Origin of the sequence: Neorhizobium sp. IRS_2294, from assembly GCF_050500145.1 — a bacterium.
GTDB classification, from domain to species: domain Bacteria; phylum Pseudomonadota; class Alphaproteobacteria; order Rhizobiales; family Rhizobiaceae; genus Neorhizobium; species Neorhizobium soli.
The window spans coordinates 1,914,821-1,936,540 of sequence record NZ_CP191439.1; the positions used below are offsets into that span (position 1 = coordinate 1,914,821).

Sequence of the window (21,720 nt, forward strand, 5' to 3'; positions counted from 1 at the left end):
TTACATCACTTCTCAGATTCGCCGTCGGGCCTGGTCTCATCGGTCACGACGGAACGCGCGCGCTTGCCCTTGAAATAGGACTGAACCCACGGATCGTCGAAGGCGAACATATCCTCAAGCGTGCCTTCCACCAAGACCCGTTTCTGCCCAAGCACGGCAATGCGATCACAAACGGAAAACAGGCTGTCGAGGTCGTGGGTCACCATGTAGACGGTGAGGCCAAGCGTATCGCGCAGCCTTGCAATCAAGGCATCGAAATCGGCAGCGCCGATGGGATCGAGGCCCGATGTGGGCTCGTCGAGGAAAACCAGATCGGGGTCGAGCGCCAGAGCCCGCGCAAGGGCTGCGCGCTTGATCATGCCGCCGGATAGTTCCGACGGATACTTATCGGCCGCGTCGGGCGGCAGGCCCACCATCTCGAGCTTCACATAGGCGAGTTCGTCCATCAGCGACTGCGGCAGATCGAGATACTCGCGCATCGGCAGCTGGATGTTTTCTTTCACCGTCAGCGCCGAAAACAGGGCACCGTGCTGGAACAGCACGCCGAGCCGCGTATCGAGCGCCACGCGCTGCTGTTCGTCGGCGGTGGCATAATCAACTCCGAGGATCTCGATCGTACCTGAGCGCTGCGGCAGCAATCTGAGAACCGTGCGCATCAGCACCGACTTACCGGTGCCCGACGCTCCGACGAAGCCGAGGATCTCGCCCCGGTAGATATCGAGGTTCAGATTGTCCAGCACGAGCTTCGAGCCGAAGCCGACCGTCAGATCCTTGACCGACAGCACGACCTTGCGCTCGTCGCTCTTCGTCTCCGCAGGTTTGGTATTGTCAAAGGTTTGAACGTCTTCCACGCCGGTCCCCATCAAAAATCGATCGCGGAATAGAAAATCGCAAACATCGCGTCGATAAGGATCACCGCGAAGATCGATTTCACCACCGACGAGGTGACGTGCTGGCCGAGCAATTCTGCGCTGCCGCCGACTTTCATTCCCTCGACGGCCGCCACGATGCCGATTGCCAGCGCCATGAACGGCGCCTTGATCATGCCTGATGCCACCGACGAGAAGTCGACCGCCTCCTTGAGGCGCGACAGGAACGTATCGAAAGTAATGCCGGAGTAGACCAGCGTGATCACCGCAGCGCCGTAGAGGGCCGACAGGTTCGCCACGATGGTCAGGAGCGGCAGTGCGATCGTCAGGGCGACAAGGCGCGGGAACACGAGCACACCGACGGGATTGAGGCCGATGACGGTCAGCGCGTCGATTTCCTCGCGCATCTTCATGGAGCCGATTTCGGCGGTGATCGCGCTTCCCGAACGGCCGGCGATCATGATCGCCGTGATCAGAACGCCGATTTCGCGAAGCTGCAGAATGCCGACCAAGTCGACGACGAAGATCTCTGCCCCGAAATACCGGAGCTGGAAAGCGCCCTGCTGCGCAATGATGGCGCCGATCAGAAACGACATCAGGAGGATGATCGGCACCGCACGCACGCCCATCCGGTCGATATGCGTCACGACGGATGCCGGAGAAACGCCGGATCCGCGGCCGAATTTCAGCTGTGCGCCACGGACCGCCGAGCCGAGAATGTGCATGGCGGCGACGAAGTCACCGGCAAATTCCGTCATCGTCTTGCCGACCGGGCTGAACACGCGATCAAACAGCGACCGCTTGTCCTGATCGTTGGGCGGCGGTGCCGGGGTCTTTTCCGGCAGGGCGCCAACCAGTTCCTCGATCGTCCCTTCCGCCCCGACCAACTTCGCGTCGCGACCCTGCTCGGCTTTTGCCGACAGAAGACGGCGAATCAGCCAGGCGCCGGATGTATCGATTCCGTCGATCCCCGAGACGTCGATCTCGAGGGATCCAGACCCGCTGCTCTTTTCAAGATCGCCAAACGCCTTGAGGACCGGCGAAATCGAATGATTGCGCCATTCTCCGGCCAGAATGTAGCGCTCGCCATCGCCGCCGGGCAGGTCTTCGGCTTTGATTTCGGCAGGTTGTGACGGCACAGGTTTCTTTCGGCTTAGGTTAAGCAGCACGCAGCTGCGATCTGCTGTTGATCGCAGCACTGAGAGCGGCAATATAGCGACCCTGAACGGATTTGCCACAACGCCCAGGTGGAAAACCATGACGCGTCACTTCGAAGCAACAATCGAGAAATTCCCGATCGCGGGGGTGTTTACGATTTCTCGCGGTTCCAAGACAGAAGCCGAGGTGGTGACCTGTGCGATCACCCGCGACGGACTGACCGGCCGGGGCGAATGCGTTCCCTACAAACGCTACGGTGAAACAACCGAAGGCGTCCTCGACGAGATCAACTCCCTTGCTTCGATGATGCACGATGGCATGGATCGCCACACACTGCAGACGCGCCTGCGACCGGGAGCCGCCCGCAACGCGGTGGACTGCGCCCTGTGGGATCTGGAAGCCAAAAGCCTTGGCCGATCGGTGGCATCGATGATTGATGCTGCCGAAAAGCCGCTCATCACAGCCTTCACGCTGTCGCTTGGCGAGCCGGAGGCAATGGCAGAGGATGCGCGCAGGAATGCGGCTCGCCCTCTCCTCAAGGTCAAGCTCGGCACAGACGATGACGAAAGCCGAATGCGGGCGGTGAGGCAGGCAGCGCCCGATTCGCGTCTGATCGTCGATGCCAACGAAGGTTGGACGGAGGACAATCTGGCCCGACATCTGGATGTCGCAGACGCCCTCGGTATCTCGTTGATCGAGCAACCGCTGCCAGCCGGCAAGGATGCAATCCTTGCCACCATCCGCCGCAAGGTGATGATCTGCGCTGACGAAAGCGTGCACGCAACCGGCGATCTTGCAAGTTTGAGAAACCGCTACGACGCCGTCAACATCAAGCTCGACAAGACCGGTGGGTTGACGGAGGCGCTGATCATGAAGGAGGAGGCGCAGCGACTGGGCTTTGCCGTCATGATCGGCTGCATGGTCGGAACGTCGCTCGCCATGGCCCCCGCAGTTCTTCTGGCGCAGGATGCCGACTACGCCGATCTCGACGGTCCGCTACTCTTGGCGCAAGACCGCCCGGACGGGCTGCGATACGACGGATCGCTGGTCTATCCGCCCCGGACGAACCTCTGGGGATGATGAGTCCCTTGCACCGACAGGCCGTTACGCGGCCTGCATGCCCCTGATCGTCTCCGGTGCCGGCAGCGTCGTGATTTCCGCGGTCTTCGCGATCTTCTGCCAGGAGATCAGCTCCAGCGTCCCGTCACGATGCTCGGCAATCGCCGTGCAGCTTTCGACCCAGTCGCCCGTGTTGACGTAGTGGATCCCGTCGATGTCTTCCATGACCGCATGATGGATATGGCCGCAGATGATGCCATCGACATTGTTGCGACGAGCCTCGTCGACGACAACCTTCTGGAACTCGCCGATGAAATTCACGGCGTGCTTCACCTGCAGCTTCGCCCAGGCGGAGAATGACCAGTATGGCAGGCCGATGCGGCGGCGCACCGCTGCAAGACCGACATTGATGGCGATTGCCGCATCATAGGCCCAGTCACCGAGATAGGCGAGCAGACGCGCATTGCGCACCACGACGTCGAACTCGTCACCGTGCAGCACCAGGTATTTCCGCCCGTCTGCCATCTCGTAGATCATCCGGTCTGCGACCTCGATACCGCCGAAATGCATGCCGGGGAAATCCCGCAGGAATTCGTCGTGGTTTCCCGGAATGTAGACGATCCGCGTGCCCTTTCGTGCCTTGCGCAGAAGCTTCTGAACCACGTCGTTACAGCCCTGCGGCCAGTTCCAGCTGCGCTTCAACCGCCAGCCGTCGACGATATCGCCGACCAGCACGATCGTTTCCGCCTCGTGGTAGCGCAGGAAATCGAGGAGAAAGTCCGTGCGGGCGGCTTTGGAGCCGAGATGCACGTCCGAAATGAACAGGGTTCTGAAATGCCTTGTCTCGATTGCATCGGCCACGGAAACGTCCCTTCGTTACCTACCTTGTCCTACCCTTCGAAAATCAGACTCGTGTTTCAGGATGATGACAGGGGCGCGATCGCCGCAGTCGGCGACCACCCGAAACCGGCGGCAAAATCCGACAGCATCGCAAATATTGTAGTTTCTCGATGGATCGATTGATGTAAGGAGGGGACTCGCATGTCAGGACGGAAATCGATACGAGGAGCCATAAGAGCATGGATGGGCACGACAATCCGAAACCATCGCCGGTAACCGGAGATCTCGACGAACAGGCTCTCTTCTTCCACCGCTATCCCCGCCCCGGCAAACTGGAAATCCAGGCCACCAAGCCGCTCGGCAACCAGCGCGACCTGGCACTTGCCTATTCGCCGGGTGTGGCCGCTCCTTGCCTTGCGATCCGCGACAATCCGGAAATGGCCGCGGAATTTACCGCGCGTGCCAATCTGGTCGCCGTGGTCTCCAACGGCACTGCCGTGCTCGGTCTCGGCAATATCGGCCCGCTTGCCTCCAAGCCGGTAATGGAAGGCAAGGCCGTCCTCTTCAAGAAATTCGCCGGCATCGATGTGTTCGACATCGAAATCGACGCGCCGGGCATCGAAGCCATGGTCTCGACGATCTCGGCACTCGAGCCGACCTTCGGCGGCATCAACCTCGAAGACATCAAGTCTCCGGAATGTTTCGAAGTCGAGCGTCGTCTTCGCGAAAAGATGAACATCCCGGTCTTCCATGACGATCAGCACGGAACGGCGATCATTGTCGCCGCCGCGATCCTCAACGGCCTGGAGCTTGCCGGCAAGATGATCGATAACGTCAAGATCGTCACGTCGGGCGCCGGTGCGGCGGCGCTTGCCTGCCTGCATCTTCTCGTGTCGCTTGGTGCGAAGAAGGAAAACATCTGGGTCCACGATATCGAAGGGCTGGTCTATGAGGGCCGCGTCGAGCTGATGGACGAGTGGAAGGCGATCTACGCCCAGAAGAGCGACAACCGCGTTCTGGCCGACAATATCGCCGGCGCAGACGTCTTCCTCGGCCTGTCGGCCGCAGGCGTGTTGAAGCCCGAACTTCTGGTGCAGATGGCCGAAAAGCCGCTGATCATGGCGCTCGCCAACCCGACGCCGGAAATCATGCCGGAACTCGCCCGCGCCGAACGTCCCGACGCGATGATCTGCACCGGCCGCTCGGATTTTGCCAACCAGGTCAACAACGTCCTGTGCTTCCCCTACATTTTCCGTGGTGCACTCGATTGCGGCGCCCGCACGATCAACGAAGAAATGAAGATGGCGGCGGTCAAGGCGATCGCAGCACTTGCCCGCGAGGAAGTCTCCGACGTCGCCGCGAAAGCCTATTCCGGTGAAACGCCGATCTTCGGCCCCGACTACCTGATCCCGTCGCCGTTTGATCCGCGCCTCATCCTGCGCATCGCGCCGGCCGTCGCAAGGGCTGCGGCCGAAAGCGGCGTCGCCGCTCGTCCGATCCAGGATTTTGAAGCCTATCTCGACCAGCTTAGCCGATTCGTCTGGCGCTCCGGCTTCGTGATGAAGCCGATCTTCACGGCGGCCAAGACTGCCGAAAGAAACCGCGTCATCTTCGCAGAAGGCGAGGACGAACGCGTTCTGAGGGCCGCACAGATCCTGCTCGAAGAGCAGATCGCAAGGCCCATCCTGATCGGCCGTCCCTCGGTCATCGAAGCGCGTCTCCAGCGTTTCGGCATCCGCATCCGCCCGAATGTCGATTTCGCCGTCGTCAACCCGGAAGACGATCCGCGTTACCGCGGCTATGTCGACGACTATTTCGCGCTTGTCGGTCGCCAGGGCGTAAACCCGGAAGCGGCACGAACCATCGTGCGCACCAGCAACACGGTCATCGGCGCGCTATCGGTCCAGCGCGGCGAGGCAGATGCGCTGATCTGCGGCATCGAAGGCCGCTACGACCGGCATCTGCGCGACGTCAACCAGATCATCGGCAAACGCGAAGGCACGAAGACGCTCGCCGGCCTCAGCCTGCTGATTTCGCAGCGCGGTGCGATCTTCTTCACCGACACGTTCGTCAACTACAATCCGACCGCCGAAGAGATTGCCGAGATCACCATTCTCTCGGCCCAGGAAGTGCGCCGCTTCGGCATCAAGCCGAAGGCGGCCCTCATCTGCCACTCCAACTTCGGCTCGCGCAATTCCGAGAGCGCCGCGAAGATGCGCGACGCACTCGCCATCATTCGCGAACGGGCGCCGGATCTGGAAGTCGACGGTGAAATGCAGGGTGGCTCGGCGCTTTCCGAGGAACTGCGCAAGCGCGCCATGCCGAGCACCACATTGTCCGGTGAAGCCAATCTGCTGGTCTTCCCGAACCTCGATGCGGCCAGCATCTCGCTTGGCCTGGTGCGCACCATGATGGACGCGCTGCATGTCGGCCCGATCCTGCTTGGCACGGCAAAACCCGCCCATGTTCTCGGCCAGTCCGTCACATCCCGCGGCGTCGTCAATATGGCGGCTCTGGCCGTCGTCGAAGCCTCGCAGCCAGAGTCGCTGTTCGGCTAGGTCTCACAGAACCCGGGGCGGTTTAGGATATCTTCATCCGCCCCGGCCTATGTTTGATGGGTTTCAACGAATTGCCGGAAAAGCGATGCGATTTCGCGGCCTGATCTTCATTCCGCTCGTCTTCGTCCCCGCCTCCGTCCTGGCGCGGGATGCGCAGCTTTGTGCGGATCTGTACCGTAAGCTTCACAGCACACCCGTTGTGATCGGCAATACCGCTGAGATGCGCCGATATGCGCAGGACCTCAGCCAGGCAAACTCCGACATCCGCAAACTTCGCGTCGACATGCGGCGCGCCGGATGCGGTGGCGGCAGCATTGTTTCCTTTGGCGCGGCCAAGGCCGACCAGTGCGAACCCCTCCTCGAGCAGCTGCAAGCCCTGGAGGAAAACCGCGAAGTGCTTGTTGACGAGCGCAACAAAGCCCGCAACCTGTCCGTCACCGGGGAAGAGCGCGGCGCAACCATCGTTGCCATCCGTCAGAATGCCTGCATTCCGTCCGATTTCCAGGATGTCGCGAAGGAGGAGGAAAAGGAACGGATCCGGGTAAAGGGGATCGCGCTACCGAAGGATGAGGAGGCCTATTCCGGCAGCATCACCGACCTGCGGACCCGCAAGCCTGCCACCGTCCAGAAGGTTGCGATCGATCCCACGCCGCCGGTACCGGAGCGGAATTACGAAACCTCCGCAAAGGTCCGCACGGTGGGTCCGATTTTTCTCCCTGAAGCCAGTATTGATCTGCGCCACCCCCGCGAAAATGGTCCGCAGCAACAGCAGTAGTCAGTCACCCTGCCAGCGCTCGGAAAACACCAGGTCTTCCAGTGCAAGGCGCTGGCGCCAGCCGCGCACGGCCAGTTCCGGCTCGCTGTAGAGCTGGTCCACATGGCCGAGACAGAGCCAGGCGACGATCGCCACGCGCTCTGGGATACCCAGCAGCCTGCGCACGTCCTCATCGCGGAAAATGCTGACCCAGCCGACACCGACGCCTTCGGCGCGCGCGGCAAGCCACAGGTTCTGCACGGCGCAGACGGTGGAGTAGACATCCATGCGCGGATTGTGGGTGCGACCGAGCACGACCGGTCCCGCCCTGTCCGGATCACAGGTAACGCAGATCGATAGCGGCGCCTTGCGAATGCCTTCAAGCTTGAGGCTGCGATAAAGCTCGCGCTCGCCGCCGGAAAACATCTCGGCCGCCTCGTCATTGGCCTTGGAAAAGGCCTCCCACGCCGCCTGCCGCATCGCCTGGTCACGGACGAGGATGAAATTCCACGGCTGCATGAAACCGACTGACGGTGCGGCATGCGCGGCCGCCAGAAGACGGGAGACAAGCTCGTCGCTCAAGGGATCGGCAAGGAACTGATCGCGAACGTCGCGTCGCGTTTCGATCACCCGGTAGATCGCTGCCCGCTCCGCCGCGGAAAAGGCGCCGGCCGGAGCAAGGCCCGCTTGCGTATCGTCGGACGGTTCTGGAATTGGCGGCATCGTCTATCCCCAACAATGCTTGCGACGGCTGAAGCAAAACTGCCGAGGCTATGCCCGACCATACCAGATATCGCAAGCCCATCACGAAACAGGAAAATACCTGACATAGGCGAATTCGTCACCGTCCGGTGACCAGTTTGGCGAATTCATCGTGCCCTGCCCGCCGAACAGTTCGAACAGCGTTTCGACATTGCTGCCATCCATATCCATCAGCCGAACCCGGACATCGAGATCGCGCGGATGATCGAACACGTCGCCGTCATAGGACACGAAAACGATCTTGTCTCCCTTCGGTGACGGATGCGGAAACCAGTCGCCATAGGGGCTGTCGGTGATGCGCTCCGCCGAGCCGCCCAAAGCCGGCACGCGCCAGATCTGCATGGTGCCCGTACGGCTCGAATTGAAATAGATCCAGTTCCCGTCCGGGGAGTAGTCAGGCCCGTCGTTGCGGCCTTCGCCATGGGTGAGCCGCATCTCCTCGCCGCCTTCGACCGCAATCGTATAGATATCGAAAACGTCGTCGCGGATGCCGCAATAGGCGAAGCGCTGTCCGTCCGGAGACCAGCCGTGCCAGTAGGAGGGAAGCTTCGGTGTTACCAACCTTGGCTTGCCCCCGGTCGCGGCAAGCACATAGATCGCGGACTTGCCGAATTCGACCTTATCGGAAATCGCAATCAGCGTGCTGTCGGGCGAGATGCCATGGTCGTTGTTGCAGGCAACCGCGAACTCGGTGTCAACGATGATCGGAGGCGTGTCGCCGGCCACGGGCAGCCGATAGATCAGCCCGTCGCTGTTGAGCATGAGGAAACGTCCGTCCGGCGCCCAGTTCGGCGCTTCGAAAAGCGCGCTCGTCTGCCAGACAATCCGGCTCTGTCGCGTCCGGATATTATAGATTTCGACCGAACTGCGCATTGCATTCTCTCCCGGCGGTTTACTGCCAGCTCAAGGTTACGACGCCTGAACACAAGGTGGCAAGTCACGCGAATTTACCCAGCGCAGATCTAAAAACACATCATTAAAAACTGACGGATGCGATTCATGGATTCTTTATAACCGCATAACATTATATTCGAATATACTCATACAATGGGAGTTGGTGATGAGAATCCGATCCTTGCTGCGATGCCGTTCGGGCAGTTCCGCCGTCGAATTCGCGATCATCGCGCCGGTCCTGCTTCTGATGCTCTTCAGCCTGATCGGCTATGGCGTCTACCTCGCTGCGGCCCACGCCGTGCAGCAGATTGCCGCGGATGCGGCACGCACGGCTGTTGCCGGCCTCGATGCCAGCGAACGCCAGAAGCTGGTGCAGGAGTATCTCACCAAGTCGACGATGGACTATGCGCTTCTCGACAAGAAGAACTTCACGACGAAGGTGCAAAGCGACCCGAGCAACCCCAACCAGTTCACCGTTTCGATCGAATACGACGCAAGTACCCTGCCGATCTTCAGTCTCTACAGCTACGCCATGCCGGACAAGCACATAAGGCGCTATTCGACCATGCGGATCGGAGGCATTTGAGATGCTTTTCCGCCTGAAGCGTCGTCAGACTATCGCCGGTGACCGAGCCGGCAACATTGCCATTACTGCTGCACTTGCCATGCCGCTTGCCATCGGAGCGCTGGCACTCGGCGTCGACTATGGCAGCCTGACGCTCCAGCAGCGGCAGTTGCAGGCAAGCGCCGACCTCGCCGCGATTGCAGCAGCGGCCAACATTTCGACTGCAGAAAAATCCGCTTTCGACTTTTTCGCGATGAACGGTCAAAGCATTGGCGTCGTCAGCGCCGGCGGCCTGCTGACGACCAAGGGGGTTGTCCCATTCAACCCCAAGACGGCGCTCGAAGCCTATGGCAGCTATGCCGAGATCACCAGGGGCCGCTATGTACCCGATCCCGCGCAGCCTGCCGCGAACCGTTTTGTCGCCGGCGCAACACCGCCCGATGCGGTCCGCTTGACGCTCCGCAGCAAGAGCAACCTGATGTTCGGGGCAAGTCTCACCACCCCGCCGGCGCTTGCCGCATCCGGCACAGCAGCAACGGATAAGCTTGCGTCCTTCTCGATCGGCAGTCGTTTGGCAAGCGTCAACGAGGGTGTCCTCAATGCCCTGCTTGGCCAGATGCTCGGAACGACGATTTCCCTGAAGGCGATGGATTATCGGGCCCTCGCCGATGCCCAGGTCAATGCCTTGAAAACGATCGACCAGCTTGCTCTTGATCTTGGTCTCCAGTCAGGGACTTACGCGGATGTTCTCACAACCGACATCAACTATGGCAAGTTTGTCGGAGCCCTCGGTAAGACGACCGGACTTACCCCCTCGGTCTCGACGGTCCTCTCCAATCTCGAAAAGACGCTCAACAAGACGAAGGTCGTGGTCAAGCTCGAGGATACGCTGAAGCTGGGACCCGTATCTCAAAAGCTGATCGGCCAATCGAGTGGACTATCTGTCAACACCAGCGTCTTCGATCTGCTGTCGGCGGCCGCAACCGCTGCCAGCGGCGGCAAGCAGCTCTCTGTCGACCTTGGGACATCCATTCCCGGTGTCGCCTCGTCCAAGGTGACCGTTGCGATCGGGGAGCCGCCCGTCGGGTCGTCCTACCTCGCAGTCGGCGCGCCGGGCGCGATCGTCCGCACCGCTCAGACACGCGTGGCGGTCGAGGTCGTGGTTGATGGCCTCCAGGCGATCCTCGGGCTCAAGGTCCGCGTCCCCCTCTACCTGGAAGTTGCCTATGCCGAAGGACGGCTTGCCGGCATCACCTGTACGGGCGCGGCCAACAGCGCCACCGTCGATGTCGACGCCGTCCCGGGCATCGCGTCGATCGCATTGGGCGACGTCGATACGACGGCATTCACGAACTTCGGCAAAGATCCGCGTGTCACGCGAGCCGACATCATCTCGACCCTTCTTCTCAAGGTCTCCGCCATGGCGGACACCACGTCGACCAATCTCAAGACAGAGCGATTGACGTTCTCGCCGGCGGATATCAGCGCGAACAGGGTAAAGTCGACGTCGGTCAAGAACGTGCTTGAGTCGCTGACGACGAGCCTGCTTTCCAAGCTCGTTGTGCGGGTAGACCTTCTCGGCCTTGGGCTTGGACTGCCGCAGCCAATTATCGCTGCCGTCGGTGCCACGCTCGGTGCGGCCATGAGCCCGGTCGACACCGTCCTCTACAACGTCCTGCTGACTCTCGGCGTGCGCGTTGGTGAAGCGGATGTCCAGGTCGGTGGCGCGTCCTGCCGCAACCCCGTTCTCGTCCAGTAGGCGGCCCTTGCAACGCAAAAGGCCGGCGTTTTCAAGCCGGCCTTTTGCGTTGCGTCGAACCGGGGTTCAGCCGTTGACGACCATTCGCTTCTCGTCGCGACCGCTTTTCATACGCTCGGCCAGGAGGAACGCCAGTTCCAGCGCCTGGTCGGCGTTGAGGCGCGGATCGCAGTGCGTGTGGTAGCGGTCTTGCAGGTCGCCGGCCGACACCGCACGGGCGCCGCCGGTGCATTCGGTCACATCCTTGCCGGTCATCTCGATATGGATGCCGCCCGGATGGGTCCCTTCCGACCGGTGGATCTGGAAGAAGCTTTCCACTTCCGACAGGATCCGCTCGAAAGGACGGGTCTTGTAGTTGTTGAGCGTGATCGTGTTGCCATGCATCGGATCGCAGGACCAGACGACCTTGCGACCTTCGCGCTCGACGGCACGGATCAGCTTCGGCAGGCCATCGGCAACCTTGTCGTGGCCGAAGCGCGCAATCAGCGTCAACCGGCCCGGCTCGTTGGCGGGGTTCAGAGCGTCGATCAGCTGGATCAGATTGTCCGGCTGCAGCGACGGACCGCATTTCAGACCGATCGGGTTCTTGATGCCGCGGAAGTATTCCACATGCGCGTGGTCGAGCTGGCGTGTGCGGTCGCCGATCCACAGCATGTGGCCCGACGTTGCGTACCAGTCGCCGGATGTCGAATCGACGCGCGTGAAAGCTTCCTCATAGCCGAGAAGCAGGGCTTCATGGCTGGTGAAGAAATCTGTTTCGCGCAGGCTCGGCTGATTGTCGGCCGTGATGCCGATCGCCCGCATGAACTCCATCGTTTCGCTGATCCGGCCGGCCAGCATGCGGTAACGCTCGCCCTGCGGACTGTCCTTCACGAAGCCCAGCATCCACTTGTGGACGTTTTCGAGGTTGGCATAGCCACCCATCGCGAAGGCCCGCAGAAGGTTCAGCGTTGCCGCCGACTGGCGATAGGCATCCAGCTGGCGCTCCGGGTTCGGAATGCGCGAGGCCTCGGTGAAATCGATGCCGTTGATGATATCGCCGCGGTAGGACGGCAGCTCGACATCGCCCTGCGTCTCGATATTGGACGAGCGTGGCTTTGCGAACTGACCGGCGATCCGGCCGACCTTCACGACAGGAAGCTGCGCGCCATAGGTCAGCACGACGGCCATCTGCAGGAACGAGCGGAAGAAGTCGCGGATGTTGTCGGCGCCATGCTCGGCAAAGCTTTCGGCGCAGTCGCCGCCCTGCAGAAGGAACGCGTCACCTTCCGCCACCTTGGCCAGCTGGGATTTCAAGCGGCGCGCCTCACCCGCAAACACGAGCGGCGGGAATGTGGAAAGCTGCGCCTCGGTTGCTTCCAATGCAGCCATGTTCGGATAGTCCGGAACCTGCTGGATCGGCTTGTTCCGCCACGTGCTCGGGGTCCAGTTCTGCGCCATGATACTCACCTGTTTCCACCCCGGCTCCCCCGCCGGGCAAAGCTTCAAATTTTGCGGGGCTTATAGACCGAACGGCCTCGTTTGCATAGCGGGTAGATAAGCGCCAGGCCGGGCTTCCACCAGTGCAACAAACGACGTCGAACCATCTCACATTGCTAAATTATATTCGTCCCGGTCCAAGCAGACCTCAGACCCGCTCGCCATTCCTGATGCGGTAGCTCGGCGTGTACATGGTCACCAGTTCCTCCGAGGCCGTCGGGTGCACCGCCATCGTGCGGTCGAAATCGTCCTTCGTCACCCCGGCCTTGAGGCATATACCGATCAGCTGCGCCATTTCTCCGGCCTCGTGGCCGAGGATGTGGGATCCGATCACCTTGCGGCTCTCGGCATCGACGATCAGCTTCATGATCGTCTTTTCCTGCCGGCCGGAGAGCGTTGCCTTCATCGGCCGGAATTCCGCGCGGTAGACTTCGAGCTCGGCATAGCGCTTGGCCGCTTCCTCTTCCGAAAGACCGACCGTGCCGATTTCCGGCTGCGAGAACACCGCCGTCGCAATCAGCTCGTGATCCGGCTTGGTCGGGTTGTTCATGAACGCGGTCTCGATAAAGCACATCGCCTCATGGATCGCGACCGGCGTCAGCTGTACCCGGTTGGTGACATCGCCGAGCGCATAGATGTTTTCGATATTGGTGCGCGAATACTCGTCAACGACGATGGCTCCGAGCTCGTCCACCTCGACACCGGCAGCCTCAAGCCCCAATCCATCGGTGTTCGGATCACGCCCGAGCGCCAGCATCACCGTATCAACGGCAAGCGTTTCGCCGCCCATGGTCGACGCGATGAGATGACCGGCCGGAGATTTCATCACTTCGGCGATCACGTCGGTCAGAATGACCCGCATCCCCTTGTCTTCCATCGCCTTGCGGAGTCCGTGGCGCATGTCCTGGTCGAACCGCGACAGGATCTCCTGGCCGCGATAGATCAGCGTCACCTCGACGCCGAGGCCATGAAAGATGTTGGCGAATTCCACCGCAATATAACCGCCGCCGGCGATCAGGATCGATTTCGGCAGTTCCGGCAGATCGAAAGCCTCGTTGGACGAGATGCAGAGCTCGTAGCCGGGAAGGGCCACATGCGGGTTGGGTGTGCCGCCCGTGGCAATCACGATCTTGTCCGCCGTCACGGTTCTTCCGGATTTCACCAGGCGCACCGTATGGGCATCGACAAGCTCGGCCCGATCTTCGATCGCCTCGGCGCCGCTATTGGAGAGGTTGCGCTTGTAGATCGCCTCGAGCCTCGCGATCTCGGCATCCTTGGCCGCGATCAGCTTTTTCCAGTCGAAGCTGGTTTCGCCGACCGTCCAGCCGAAGCCGACAGCATCTTCGAAATGCTCCGAGAACTGCGAAGCGTAGACAAGCAGCTTCTTCGGCACGCAGCCGCGGATGACGCAGGTGCCGCCGAACCGATATTCCTCGGCAACGGCTACCGTCTTGCCGAGCGACGCGGCAACGCGCCCTGCCCTGACGCCACCGGAGCCTGCACCGATCACGAACAGGTCATAGTCATAGGCGGTCATGGCAGGCTCCTGAAGAAAGAACATGGGTGGGATGCTTGGGGCATAGATAGGTGCCAGCCACATATAATGCTGCAGCCGCCATAAACAAAAGCCCGGATTTCTCCGGGCTTTTCAGAAGTCTTGTGGATCAGTCGATCAGGGCTTGGCAGCAGGCGTCGGAGCCGGCTTGGCGCCAGCCGCCGCAGGTGCCGGCGTATCGACAACAGGTGCCTTGATCGGGTTGGCATCGATAACGCCGCGCAGCTTGGCGGTCGCCTGGGTGTTCAGGTCGCGCGAAATGCCGTTGGCCCAGATTTCAGCCGCACGTCCGAGTTCGCGGGCAACCAGCGGCTGGTTGTTCAAAAGCTTCTTGCCGGCTTCGGTCGTGAAGAAGGTCGAGATCGTCTTCAGCTCATCCACGGAAAAGCTTTTGGCGTAGATCGTCGCAGCTTCCTTTTCGAGATCCGCACGACGCGGAGCAAGCGCCAGCGCCTCTTCGTCGACGATGGCGTTGATCTGTTCCTGGAAGTTCGGCGAAGACTGGATGAACTGACCCTTCAACGCTTCGGCCATGTTGGGCAGAATGTTGTCGAACCGATCGGTGACGTTGAGCGAAGCGATAGCATCGCGCGCAGCCGCCATATGGGCCTCAGGAATTTCCTGGGCCTGAGCAGAAACGGAAAGGGCGCCGGACATCACAATTGCGAGGGCGGCAGCACGGCCAAGAACCGCGAATTTGATCATGGGTTGATTGCTCCTAAGGTTATTTCGCCTTCAACGTCCGCGCACCAGCCTCGCCGGCGATGATCGCAAAGGACGCGATGTGAATGAACAGCCCGTGCTCGACGACGCCGGGAATGAGATGAAGTTGAGCTGACAAGGCCTCTGCATCAGGAATGCGGCCAAAAGATGCGTCAAGAATATAGTGCCCGCCGTCGGTGCGGAACACATCTTCGCCACCGCGGCGCAGCTTCAGTTCGCCGGAAAGGCCGAGCCTGGAGGCCGCCTTTTCGATGGCAATGCGTGTCGAGGCCATCCCGAACGGATTGATCTCGATCGGCAGCGGAAACGCGCCGAGGGTTTCCACGACCTTGCTTTCGTCGGCAATCACGATCACCTGAGCAGACGCCGCCGCAACGATCTTTTCACGCAGCAAAGCACCGCCGCCGCCCTTGATCAGGGTCAGGTTCCCGTCCACCTCGTCGGTGCCATCGATCGTCAGATCGAGCTCCGGCAGTTCGTCGAGCGATTTGAGGGGAACGCCGAGTTCGACGCAAAGGCGGGCGGTCCGCTCCGAGGTCGGCACGCCGAGAACCTTCAGGCCGCCATGCACCTTTTCGGCCAGGAGACGAACGAACTCTTCGGCAGTCGAGCCTGTGCCGATGCCAAGACGCATTCCGTCTTCGACATATCCCAGCGCAGCCTCAGCCGCCTTGACCTTCATTTCTCGGGCGTCCATCCGCCAAAAGCTCCAGAATGTTCCTGCGGTCGCTGTTTACACGGCTCTTTTGACAAACGAAAGAGCCTAACGTCTTGCACACAGGCTTGCTGAGGTTTTGCGGCGTCGCCGGATCCGTGTTAGTCGCTGCCTTGCTTTTTTCTGTGTTGATATTCCAGCCGGCATTCATCGAAACCAAGAGGCACCCGTGAAAACTCCCCTCGTCATCTTCGATCTGGATGGTACCCTCGTTGATACCGCGCCCGATCTCATCGATAGCCTCAATCACACGATTGCCGCGGCCGATCTGCACCCTGTCGCCTATGAGGATATCACCCATCTCGTCGGCCAGGGCGTGCGGATGATGATCGCCCGCGCCTTCCACCTGCGCAACACGCCGCTCGACGACGAACTGGCCACGCGGCTTTTCGATCGCTTCATGGCGCATTACAAGGCGAATATGCCGGGCAAGAGCAAGGTCTATCCCGGTGTCATCGACTGTCTTGATCGCCTCGCATGTGCAGGTGTCCGGCTTGCCGTCTGCACCAACAAGCTGGAAGAACTGGCGCTGCCGCTGATGCAGGGCCTTGGCCTTGCCTCGCGTTTCGACGTCATCACCGGCGGAGACACGTTTGCGGTCCGCAAACCCGATGCGGGGCATATTCTCGGCACGATCGAGAAGGCTGGCGCCGACCCGGCATGCAGCATCATGATCGGCGACAGCATCAACGACATCCTCGCCGCGCAAAATGCAAGGATTGGTTCGATCGCCGTCAGCTTCGGCTATTCCGACGTCCCCGTCGTGGACCTCAACGCCGACATCGTCATTGATCACTTCGACGATCTGACCGTCCAGGTCATCCGGCAGATGATCTGAGGTCAACCCGAACGAAAACGGCGGCTCGAAGGCCGCCGTTTCCAATTGGACGTCAAGATTTTCAGCTTTAAGCCGAACGTGCCTTCGTGGTTGCCTCGAATGCCTTTCTCACTGCCGCGTCGCGATCGTAGACGTCGTCGAAATACTCGACCTTTCCGTCCTTGTTCGGCCATGCGGTAAAGTAGGAAACGTAGACCGGGATCTTTGCGGTCACCTTGGCCGCAACGTTTTCACCACCGGCGATCCGAGCATCGACCTCCTGCTCGGAAATGCCGAGGACGGCCGCAGCCATCTTGCGCGGTTCTGCGAGTCTCACGCAGCCATGGCTGAGCGCACGCATGTCACGCTGGAAGAAGCTCTTCGAAGGCGTGTCATGCATGTAGATCGCATGGGCGTTCGGAAACAGGATCTTCAGGTCGCCGAGAGCATTGTCGCTCGACGGAGGCTGACGGACCGAGACGTTCTGGGTCGAAGTGTACCAGTTGACGCTGCGCGACGGCACCGCCTTGCCATTGACCGCGACTTCATAGCCGAGACGATCGAGATAGGACGGGTCCGCGCGAAGCTTCGGCAGCATCTCGTTGACGATGATCGACTGCGGCACGCCCCAGTATGGGTTGAACTCGACAGTCTCGATCTCGTCCTGGAAGAAGAACGTCTGATGCGCCTTCGATCCCACAACTGTGCGCATCGAGAACTGCTCGGCGCCGTTCTCGTTGTAGTAAACGCGGAATGCAGGCTGGTTGATGAACACGTAGCGCTGACCGAGATCGCTCGGCAGCCAGCGTGCCTGTTCCATGGCGACCACAAGCTTTTCGATCTTGTCCTGCGACGTATGGCCGACCATCTTGCGAACGGTCGCCGCACCGATGACGCCATCGGCCTTCAGGCCTGCTTCGCTCTGGAACGTCTTGACCAGATCGACCAGCTCGGGCGTGTATTCCGGCGTCTGCTGGTAGCTCGCAAGCGTCGCTTCGTGCTTGGTCTTCAGCGCATCGGACCCCGAATGCTGGATCGCCGCAACAACAGCTGACAGATCAGGGCTGCTGTTGCCCGGCTTCAGGAGCAGATTGTCCGGGAGCTTCACGGCGGTCGCTTCACTCGCAGCTTCAGCACGCAGCCTGACAAGCTCGGCTTTCAAAGCCGTGAAATGCCGGTCCTGCGGAGCAAGGCCTGCAAGATAGGCGCCGGGTTCCTGACCTGTCGCCAGGAAAGCCATGACGCCATTCAGATCAACGGCCTTCAGCTTGAAGTCGTGGAATCCGGAGATCTTGTTCGGATCGATACGCCCGCGCGTCATATCCTGCGCAAACAGCAATGCCTTGGCAGACAGAGCAAGCTCGAACTGCATCAGATCGCGGTCGTGACCCTCGGCCGGACCGGCGGCAGGTGATGCTACGGCAGGCGTTTCAGCCGTGGTGGTAGCTGTGTCCGGCGTGGCAGCGACGGGTGTGGCGGTTGCCGCTTCCGGCGCCGCGGCGGAGGGGGTTGCGGGGTCGACAGTGGCCTCGGCTTCAGCCGACGCAACCGGCGCTTCGGCCGGCGCGACGCTGGCGGTCGTCAGGTTCGGAACCTTCAACGCGTAGTCGGCGGGATCCAGACCGAAGTCGGCGGCCTTTTCCAGCACGCTGATCAGCGCCCGCGCATGGTCGTTGGCATCGCCGCCGGAGACCCAGAGCGGAGCTGCGTTCTTGCTGTAATAGGCTTCGAGTGCGGACGCGATCGCAGACGGGGCCGAAACCTTTGCCTGCGCGATCAGGCGGGTCGCATCGGTCGCTGAAGCCGCGGCAAAGCCTGCGGTCTGCACAGCCCGGCTGGCATCGGCTTTATACGTATAGTAGCGGGGTCCGGACACCTTCGGCAGCGGCTCGGGATCGGCCAGCGCCTTTTCGGTAGGAGCAACAGTCGTCACACCCGGAACGCCGTTGTCGGCGGCGCGGCTCTTGCCAGGGCCGCCTTTCAGGAAATCCATCAGGGTCAGGGCGTTGGCGGGGCCGGCCAGGACGGCAAAGGCCGAAATTCCGGAAACCAAAGCCAGAGCGAGCGAAGTCTTTTTGGTATCTTGCGGCAATTTTGTCCCCGTCATTTCCACCCGCTTGCAAATCTGCGGGATCAATTCATGCAGCCCGCCATCTATCCGATCGCGTGGCCTGTGGAAAGAAACGCCCGAGCACACACAAAGCCGGATCTGAGCGGCAAAGCATACGCGAACGCCGGCGAAGATTAAGAAATTATTCGTTAAATTTTCACCAATGGGTAACCTAGTTTATTTGGCCGACCATTGTTCCATCGGGCACAATTCCACGCGGCGTGACCGAAATGGCACGCGGACACGGTCACAAATCGACCCCGGCTGCGCTTGAAGTCACCCGGTAATGGTATAGTAATGCCGGCGCCGGTTTCGTGCCCGGCACGCGATAGTTCGCCCGCGTTCGCGGGCATGGGAGACAGAGGCGACACGATGACCACAACGCGCACCGAAACCGATACTTTTGGCCCGATCGACGTGGCCGCAGACCGCTACTGGGGCGCTCAGGCGCAACGTTCGCTTGGAAACTTCAAGATCGGCTGGGAAAAGCAGCCGCTGGCCGTCGTTCGTGCGCTCGGCATCGTCAAGCAGGCCGCAGCCGTCGCCAATATGGAACTGGCAGGCCTTGACAAGACCGTCGGCAAGGCGATCGTCGACGCTGCCCAGGAAGTGATCGACGGCAAACTCAACGATCATTTTCCGCTGGTGGTCTGGCAGACCGGTTCCGGCACGCAGTCGAACATGAACGCCAACGAAGTGATCTCCAACCGGGCGATCGAAGTCCTCGGTGGCGTCATGGGCTCCAAGAAGCCTGTGCACCCGAACGACCATGTCAACATGAGCCAGTCGTCGAACGATACGTATCCGACGGCCATGCACATTGCCTGCGTCGAAACCATCGTCCGCCATCTCCTGCCTGCGCTCAGGCATCTGCATGAGGCTCTGGAAGCCAAGGTGAAGGCGTTTGCCCACATCATCAAGATCGGCCGTACCCACACGCAGGACGCGACGCCGTTGACGCTCGGCCAGGAATTTTCCGGCTATGCCGCGCAGGTCGCCTCCGCGATCGCCAATATCGAGCTGACGCTTCCGGCACTCTCCAAGCTTGCTCAGGGCGGCACTGCCGTCGGCACAGGCCTCAACGCCCCGGTCGGCTTTGCCGAAAAGGTCGCCGACGAAATCTCGAAGATCACCGGCCTGCCCTTCGTGACGGCGCCGAACAAGTTCGAGGCGCTCGCTTCACACGACTCGATGGTGTTTTCGCACGGCGCGATCAATGCGGCCGCTGCGGCGCTGTTCAAGATCGCCAACGACATCCGCTTCCTGGGCTCCGGTCCGCGTGCCGGCCTTGGCGAACTGTCGCTGCCGGAAAACGAGCCGGGCTCGTCGATCATGCCGGGCAAGGTCAACCCCACGCAGTCGGAAGCGCTCACACAGGTCTGCGCCCACATCTTCGGCAACCATGCTGCCCTCACCTTCGCCGGCAGCCAGGGGCATTTCGAGCTGAACGTCTACAATCCGATGATGGCCTACAACTTCCTTCAGTCGGTTCAGCTGCTCGGTGATGCTGCCGTTTCCTTTACCGACAACTGTGTCGTCGGCATCGAAGCGCGTGAAGACAATATCCGCAAGGGCGTCGAAAACTCCCTGATGCTGGTCACCGCGCTGAATTCCAGGCTCGGCTACGACACCTGCGCGAAGATCGCCAAGACCGCGCACAAGAATGGCACCACCCTGCGTGAGGAAGCCGTTGGCGGTGGCTATCTGACGAACGAGGAGTTCGATCAGTATGTCCGTCCGGAAAACATGATCGGCCCCAAGTAAATCGGTCGCTAGAGCGATGACGGGGTCGGTCAACCGATAGGCCCCGTCGTCAAGATTACATCCGGAATGAGCTAGATCGAACCATATGTTTTGCTCGCATGGCAAGCTCAGCCAAGATTTGCACTTTCACGCAATATAACATAGAATCATAATTAAAATAACGCGTACAAAATTGCGCAAATACAAACTGCTCTTAATTGTTTTCCAACATTCGTCACATATAAATTTATCCACACAGTGGATGAGGTCTAGTGGGGGTCGTCGATGACGACGGGTGTGGCGCCGAAGGCGCAATCCAGTGATTTGATCAGTCAAGTCATATACGCAATTCGGGCGATGGGGGTCGCTTCGATACCGCGTAATTATCAGCTATTCTATGAAGCTTACATCGGCTCCAACCCCGAGCTGGCACAGGATCTTGCGGCGCTGGGCTCACGCGCGACGCAAGAGGAACTCGACGACCTTTCTGCCCGGCACCTGGGAACGGGTCAGGTCGATGTCATCGAGAAGGCGCATGACCGCATCTTGACGGAGCTGGACTCTGTCTTGAAGCTGTTGCGTCAGGAACAGGCGTCGCTCGAAAGCTACAGCCGTCTTCTTGGCGAGACCGCCGTCCGTATCAATGCCAAAAGCAGCTTTTCGAGCGAGCTGATCCGCAACGCCGTCAGCCTCCTCAACGATGCCACCGGTGACAAGATCGCGCAGGGCGAAAAGACCGCCGGCGACATGGAGCAACGCTCGCAGGAAATGGATCAGGTTCGCCGCGAACTCGACGAGTACAAGCGGATCGCCAATACCGATTCCCTGACGCGGCTTTCCAACCGACGCGCCTTCGACGAGCGCCTAGCAACGATCTTCGACCATGCGCCAAGCCTGCCCGTGACGGCGCTGGTCCTTGCCGACATCGACAATTTCAAGAAGATCAACGACAGCTACGGCCATCCGGTCGGCGACAAGATCCTGTCGACCGTCGCCTCGGTCATCCGTTCGAACGTCCGCAAGGAAGTCTTCGTCGCACGCACAGGCGGCGAGGAGTTTGCGATCATCGTTCAGGGCAACACACCCGACGAGGTCATGATCATCTGCGAGCGGGTGCGTCGTGCTCTCGAAACGCGCGCCTTCCGCAATTCCCGCTCAGGCATCAACTATGGGCCAGTCACCATCTCGCTCGGATACTCGATGGCCTCGCAGGCAGCCGATCCGGGCGATCTCTACGCCCGCGCGGACACGGCGCTCTATCATGCCAAGAACTCCGGACGAAACCGGACCGTCTTCTACGAAGACAGCATGACCAAGGATTACGTCAGCAAGAGCTGGCTGATCTACAAGAAGTGACCGC

General features: G+C 60.6%; 18 protein-coding genes. 8 read left to right on the plus strand and 10 right to left on the minus strand.

What is annotated here, in order from left to right; translation table 11 throughout:
• Positions 1–5: 5 nt before the first annotated feature.
• Complete coding sequence (locus ACQY1K_RS09305; RefSeq protein ID WP_062456591.1) at positions 6–863, minus strand: ABC transporter ATP-binding protein; 858 nt, start codon at positions 861–863, stop codon at positions 6–8.
• On the minus strand, positions 863–2,008 hold the full coding sequence (locus ACQY1K_RS09310) for an ABC transporter permease (RefSeq protein WP_430257159.1): 1,146 nt from the start codon (positions 2,006–2,008) through the stop codon (positions 863–865). Before ACQY1K_RS09310 ends, ACQY1K_RS09305 begins: the two co-directional genes overlap by 1 nt.
• A 118-nt stretch (positions 2,009–2,126) precedes the next feature.
• On the opposite strand from ACQY1K_RS09310, the gene dgcA reads away from it, so the two are divergent.
• On the plus strand, positions 2,127–3,107 hold the full coding sequence (gene dgcA / locus ACQY1K_RS09315; protein ID WP_192076959.1) for an N-acetyl-D-Glu racemase DgcA: 981 nt from the start codon (positions 2,127–2,129) through the stop codon (positions 3,105–3,107).
• 24 nt (positions 3,108–3,131) lie between these two features.
• Here dgcA and ACQY1K_RS09320 read toward each other — a convergent pair whose 3' ends face one another.
• Positions 3,132–3,947: a UDP-2,3-diacylglucosamine diphosphatase gene (locus ACQY1K_RS09320; RefSeq protein ID WP_062580869.1), complete on the minus strand. Its 816-nt coding sequence runs from the start codon at positions 3,945–3,947 to the stop codon at positions 3,132–3,134.
• A 218-nt stretch (positions 3,948–4,165) separates the two neighbouring features.
• Between ACQY1K_RS09320 and ACQY1K_RS09325 the strand changes: the two genes are divergently transcribed.
• Complete coding sequence (locus tag ACQY1K_RS09325; protein WP_430257161.1) at positions 4,166–6,484, plus strand: NADP-dependent malic enzyme; 2,319 nt, start codon at positions 4,166–4,168, stop codon at positions 6,482–6,484.
• 85 nt (positions 6,485–6,569) lie between these two features.
• A complete protein-coding gene (locus tag ACQY1K_RS09330) occupies positions 6,570–7,259 on the plus strand; it encodes a hypothetical protein (RefSeq protein WP_092660813.1) in 690 nt (229 codons plus the stop codon).
• On the opposite strand, the gene bluB is transcribed toward ACQY1K_RS09330, so the two are convergent.
• Both bluB and ACQY1K_RS09340 read right to left on the minus strand, forming a co-directional pair.
• Positions 7,260–7,961 (minus strand): 5,6-dimethylbenzimidazole synthase, encoded by a 702-nt coding sequence (bluB, locus tag ACQY1K_RS09335; RefSeq protein ID WP_430257162.1) that lies wholly within the window; start codon positions 7,959–7,961, stop codon positions 7,260–7,262. It lies immediately after the preceding gene.
• An 81-nt stretch (positions 7,962–8,042) separates the two neighbouring features.
• Positions 8,043–8,873, minus strand: a complete 831-nt coding sequence (locus ACQY1K_RS09340) for a TolB family protein (protein WP_430257163.1) — start codon at positions 8,871–8,873, stop codon at positions 8,043–8,045.
• A 187-nt stretch (positions 8,874–9,060) separates the two neighbouring features.
• On the opposite strand from ACQY1K_RS09340, the gene ACQY1K_RS09345 reads away from it, so the two are divergent.
• Both ACQY1K_RS09345 and ACQY1K_RS09350 read left to right on the plus strand, forming a co-directional pair.
• Entirely contained in the window at positions 9,061–9,480 is a 420-nt protein-coding gene (locus ACQY1K_RS09345; RefSeq protein ID WP_062456567.1) for a TadE/TadG family type IV pilus assembly protein, read from the plus strand.
• Position 9,481: 1 nt separating this feature from the next.
• Positions 9,482–11,218 carry a pilus assembly protein TadG-related protein gene (locus ACQY1K_RS09350; RefSeq protein ID WP_430257164.1) on the plus strand — a complete coding sequence of 579 codons (1,737 nt, stop codon included), beginning with the start codon at positions 9,482–9,484 and terminating at the stop codon, positions 11,216–11,218.
• Between the two features lie 66 nt (positions 11,219–11,284).
• On the opposite strand, the gene ACQY1K_RS09355 is transcribed toward ACQY1K_RS09350, so the two are convergent.
• From ACQY1K_RS09355 to rpiA, 4 genes are all read right to left on the minus strand, one after another.
• Positions 11,285–12,658: a class II 3-deoxy-7-phosphoheptulonate synthase gene (locus ACQY1K_RS09355; protein ID WP_430257165.1), complete on the minus strand. Its 1,374-nt coding sequence runs from the start codon at positions 12,656–12,658 to the stop codon at positions 11,285–11,287.
• Positions 12,659–12,845: 187 nt separating this feature from the next.
• Positions 12,846–14,234, minus strand: a complete 1,389-nt coding sequence (gor, locus tag ACQY1K_RS09360) for a glutathione-disulfide reductase (RefSeq protein ID WP_430257166.1) — start codon at positions 14,232–14,234, stop codon at positions 12,846–12,848.
• Positions 14,235–14,369: 135 nt separating this feature from the next.
• Entirely contained in the window at positions 14,370–14,957 is a 588-nt protein-coding gene (locus tag ACQY1K_RS09365) for a DUF2059 domain-containing protein (RefSeq protein ID WP_184653280.1), read from the minus strand.
• Between the two features lie 19 nt (positions 14,958–14,976).
• A complete protein-coding gene (gene rpiA / locus ACQY1K_RS09370) occupies positions 14,977–15,672 on the minus strand; it encodes a ribose-5-phosphate isomerase RpiA (RefSeq protein ID WP_062456553.1) in 696 nt (231 codons plus the stop codon).
• 187 nt (positions 15,673–15,859) lie between these two features.
• On the opposite strand from rpiA, the gene ACQY1K_RS09375 reads away from it, so the two are divergent.
• Positions 15,860–16,528: an HAD family hydrolase gene (locus ACQY1K_RS09375; protein WP_430257167.1), complete on the plus strand. Its 669-nt coding sequence runs from the start codon at positions 15,860–15,862 to the stop codon at positions 16,526–16,528.
• Positions 16,529–16,595: 67 nt separating this feature from the next.
• Here the strand turns inward: ACQY1K_RS09375 and ACQY1K_RS09380 are convergent, their stop codons facing one another.
• Positions 16,596–18,599, minus strand: a complete 2,004-nt coding sequence (locus ACQY1K_RS09380; RefSeq protein WP_430257168.1) for a L,D-transpeptidase family protein — start codon at positions 18,597–18,599, stop codon at positions 16,596–16,598.
• Positions 18,600–18,989: 390 nt separating this feature from the next.
• Between ACQY1K_RS09380 and fumC the strand changes: the two genes are divergently transcribed.
• Positions 18,990–20,381, plus strand: coding sequence for a class II fumarate hydratase (gene fumC / locus ACQY1K_RS09385; protein WP_430257169.1), 1,392 nt, complete (start codon positions 18,990–18,992; stop codon positions 20,379–20,381).
• A gap of 264 nt (positions 20,382–20,645) precedes the next feature.
• The gene (locus ACQY1K_RS09390; protein ID WP_062456544.1) at positions 20,646–21,716 is read left to right on the plus strand and encodes a GGDEF domain-containing protein; all 1,071 of its coding nucleotides are present in this window, start codon (positions 20,646–20,648) and stop codon (positions 21,714–21,716) included.
• The last annotated feature ends 4 nt before the right edge of the window (positions 21,717–21,720 follow it).